The following is a 3,526-nucleotide window of genomic DNA, read 5'->3' as shown; positions in this document are numbered from 1 at the left end:
ATCCAGCTCAGCGAGGCTTTGGCCGAGCAGGTGGCAGCGCACGTCCTGGAGAACCAGCGTGTCGTGCGTGTCACGGTAAGGGTGGAGAAGCTCGAGCTCGGCCCTGGCGGCGTCGGCGTCGAGATCGAACGCAAGCGCCAATCGGCGGGACGCGGCGCTGCCTCCGGCACTGCCGGCCGAAAAGACCGGAGCGTTGTTTTCCGGCCGCGCCAGGAACGCCCCGAAATGCTCCGACGGGCCATCGTCAAGCTTGGCGGCAGCACGGCCCATGCGGCGGAGATGAAGAGCTGGATCGCAGCGCTGGCGGGTTCCAGGCTGCCGATCGTCATCGTGCCCGGCGGCGGCCTCTTTGCCGACCATGTGCGCGAGACGCAGACACGCATGGATTTTTCCGACGCCGCCGCGCATGCCATGGCGATCCTGGCCATGGAGCAGTTCGGCCATGTCATCCTCGACCGGGACGAAAGACTGACGCCGGCACGGTCGCTGGACGAGATCGGGCGAGCGTTGGAGGCGGGCAAGGTTCCGGTGTGGCTGCCGTCGTCACTGGCACTGCCGGCGCTGGATGTTCCGGCCTCGTGGGACATTACCTCCGATTCTCTGGCCGCCTGGCTTGCCGGCAAGCTTGGCGCAAACGCGCTGTTGCTTATCAAGCAGACCGGTGCATTCTTCGATGGCGATACCGCTGACAGCCTGAGGACCCGAGGCATTGTCGACCCGGGTTTTGCCGCCATGCTGCCCGACGGCGTCGATTTCCATCTCGCCGGTCCGAAGGATGCTGCCGAGGCCGGCGCGATGCTCGCGTTGGGCAAGCTGCCCGGCACCAGGATCGTGGCTTCAACAGGGTCGTCGGCAAAGAAGGCGGGATAGCCGATGGTGAAGCTGCATGTGCCGCGCTGGGCATGGGTTTTGACGGGTTCCGGGCATTTCTTTACGGAGAGCTTCGCACTTGTTCGCCAACTCGAACATTGCGATGTCTTCGTGTCGAAGGCTGCCAACGAAGTGTTGCGCATGTACAAGCTTAAACTTGATTTCCCGGAGACGACGCGCGTGCTGCACGACAAGACCGCGAGTGCGATCCCTGTCGGCGAATTCTACCACGGTGTCTATCACACGGTCGTGGTGGCGCCGGCCACGTCCAACACGGTCGCCAAATGCGTGCATGGCATTTCGGACACGCTCGCCACCAATGTCTTTGCCCAAGCCGGAAAGTGCCGTGTGCCAGCCATCGTCTTTGCTTGCGACACCGCGCCGGAACTCGAGACCCAGGCACCGCACGGGCTGGTCAAGGTCTATCCGCGCAGGATCGACCTGGAAAATACCAAGCAGTTGAAGAGTTTCGAGCGGACCCAGGTGGTCGAATCGCTCGCTGATCTCGAAGCCTCGCTCACACGGCGCCGGGCCGAACTCGCAAGCGATGGCTGAGCGGCTGGTTTTTCTTACCGGCCATCTGGCCAAGGCGCGGCTGGAACGGCTGCTGGCCGGGCTGGGCAGAACCGCATTCGCGTGGGAAGTCGTCGACGTCGGCGTCAAGGTCGCCGCGCTGATGAGCGAGGAAATTGTGAAGCGTCGGCTCACCCTGACAGGAGACGCCGGCCGCGTCATCCTGCCCGGACGCTATCGGGGAAACATCGAGCACCTGTCGGAGCATTTCGGCGTGCCCTTTGTGCGCGGCCCCGACGAGATCGCTGACCTGCCGGCCTTCCTTGGCCGGGCGGGCAAACCGCCGGATCTGACGCGTCACGATATGCGCATCTTCGCCGAGATCGTCGATGCGCCGATGCTGTCGGTCGAGGCGCTGATGGCGAGGGCCTCGATGTTGGCCGCGGCCGGCGCCGATGTCATCGATCTGGGCTGCCTGCCGGAGACGCCGTTTCCATTGCTGCCGGAGGCTGTGCGAGCGCTCAAGGCACGGGGATTTATGGTCAGCGTCGATTCGGCCAGCGTGGACGAACTGACGATCGGGGCACGCGCCGGCGCGGACTATCTTCTCAGCCTCGATGAGAACACGCTGCCGTTGATCTTCGACCATAGGGCTACGGCAGTGTTGATACCGTCCACGCCCGGCGATCTGGATTCGCTCGGCCGGGCCATCGAAGCCGCTCAAAAGGCCGGCGTTGCCTTCATTGCCGATCCCGTGCTCGACCCGATCCATTTCGGCTTCGCCGTTTCACTCGGGCGCTTCATCGAGGCGCGGCGCCGCTGGCCGGACGCCGAATTGCTGATGGGTACCGGCAATCTCACCGAATTGACCGACGCGGACAGTTCCGGTGTTACGGCCGTTCTAGCGGGACTCTGCTCGGAACTCCGGATCCGAAACGTGCTGGCGGTGCATGTCAGCCCACACACGGTGCGGACGATCGAGGAGCACGATATCGCCCGCCGCGTCATGTTGGCTGCTTGCACGGACGGCGCGTTGCCGCGCGGCTATCACCCAGGCCTGTTGCAGGTCCACGATCGCAAGCCTTTCACAGCCTCAACCGACGATATCGAGGCATTGGCGGCCCAGGTGCGCGACGCCAACTTCCGGATCGCGGTAGCGGAGGACGGCATCCATGTTTTCAATAGCAAAGGGCATGCGGTTGCCACGGATGCGTTCGAACTTTTTGCCGGGCTGGACGTCAACGCCGATGGCGCACACGCTTTTTACCTCGGCGCGGAACTGATGAAAGCGGAGATCGCGTGGCGCCTCGGCAAGCGTTATGTGCAGGACGAACCGCTCGCATGGGGCGTTGCCGCGCCGGCTCCTGAAACCGACCGTACCCGTCTTGCCGAGCCGGGCAAGACGCTCCGCGCAAGGAAAGAGCGCTAGACCATGCCCTACATTCGCGAATCGATCATCACGACGGTCAACAAGGCAGGCAACGTCCACATCGCGCCGATCGGCATCATTGCCGAGAATGACGGCTGGGTGATTGCACCGTTCCGGCCGTCGGTCACGCTCGACAATCTCGCCGAAGTGCCATTCGCCATCGCCAATTATACCGACGACGTGCGTGTCTTTGCCGGCTGCCTGACAGGCCGCAAGCATTGGCCAACCGTTCCGGTTGACGGGTTTCCGGTGCCGAGGCTCGAGGCGGCGCTGGCGTATTCGGGCCTCCAAGTCCAGGCGGTCGATGACAATGGCGTGCGCCCCCGCCATTTCTGCCGCGTGGTGCGGGAGGAAGCGCTCGCGCCGTTCACCGGCCTCAACCGAGCTAAGGCGGCGGTGCTTGAGCTGGCCATCCTGGTTAGCCGGCTCGGCATGCTGCCGCGCGACAAGATCGAGGCGGAAATCGCCTACCTTTCGATTGCCATCGAAAAGACCGCAGGCGAGGGCGAAAAGGAAGCCTGGGGCTGGCTGATGCAGCGTGTCAGCGATCACTTGACCGCCAAAGGTTCCGGTAGCGAGGACGCGCGGGGTTAGGCCGAGCGCCGCACCCTGCTTACAACGGATATCCCGCCAAAAGCGCTACCGCGGACGCGGGGGCCGCGCTGCTCGCTTGCCCGCGAACGGTGTCATCGGCGGGGGTGATGTCGGCGAAAT

General features: G+C 64.2%; 4 protein-coding genes. All 4 read left to right on the top strand.

Annotated features, from left to right (window positions below; genetic code table 11):
- The coding region (locus tag EOC06_RS32155) for a hypothetical protein (RefSeq protein ID WP_245470274.1) at positions 1-870 on the top strand (870 nt) is incomplete at its 5' end.
- Between the two features lie 3 nt (positions 871-873).
- A complete protein-coding gene (locus tag EOC06_RS32150) occupies positions 874-1,425 on the top strand; it encodes a flavoprotein (RefSeq protein WP_127268111.1) in 552 nt (183 codons plus the stop codon).
- On the top strand, positions 1,418-2,812 hold the full coding sequence (locus tag EOC06_RS32145) for a DUF6513 domain-containing protein (RefSeq protein ID WP_128309681.1): 1,395 nt from the start codon (positions 1,418-1,420) through the stop codon (positions 2,810-2,812). The genes EOC06_RS32150 and EOC06_RS32145 overlap by 8 nt, the downstream gene beginning before the upstream one ends.
- Positions 2,813-2,815: 3 nt before the next feature.
- Positions 2,816-3,406 (top strand): DUF447 domain-containing protein, encoded by a 591-nt coding sequence (locus EOC06_RS32140; RefSeq protein ID WP_128309680.1) that lies wholly within the window; start codon positions 2,816-2,818, stop codon positions 3,404-3,406.
- The last annotated feature ends 120 nt before the right edge of the window (positions 3,407-3,526 follow it).

The sequence above is a fragment of the Mesorhizobium sp. M7A.F.Ca.MR.362.00.0.0 genome (assembly GCF_004023175.1).
Lineage (GTDB): Bacteria > Pseudomonadota > Alphaproteobacteria > Rhizobiales > Rhizobiaceae > Mesorhizobium.
Note: the sequence above shows the minus strand (reverse complement) of the source record. Positions and strands in the feature narration are given on the sequence as shown.

Coding starts and splice junctions, on each gene's coding strand:
- EOC06_RS32140 (WP_128309680.1), top strand. CDS start 2,816: ATGCCCTACATTCGCGAATCGATCATCACGACGGTCAACAAGGCAGGC.
- EOC06_RS32150 (WP_127268111.1), top strand. CDS start 874: ATGGTGAAGCTGCATGTGCCGCGCTGGGCATGGGTTTTGACGGGTTCC.
- EOC06_RS32145 (WP_128309681.1), top strand. CDS start 1,418: ATGGCTGAGCGGCTGGTTTTTCTTACCGGCCATCTGGCCAAGGCGCGG.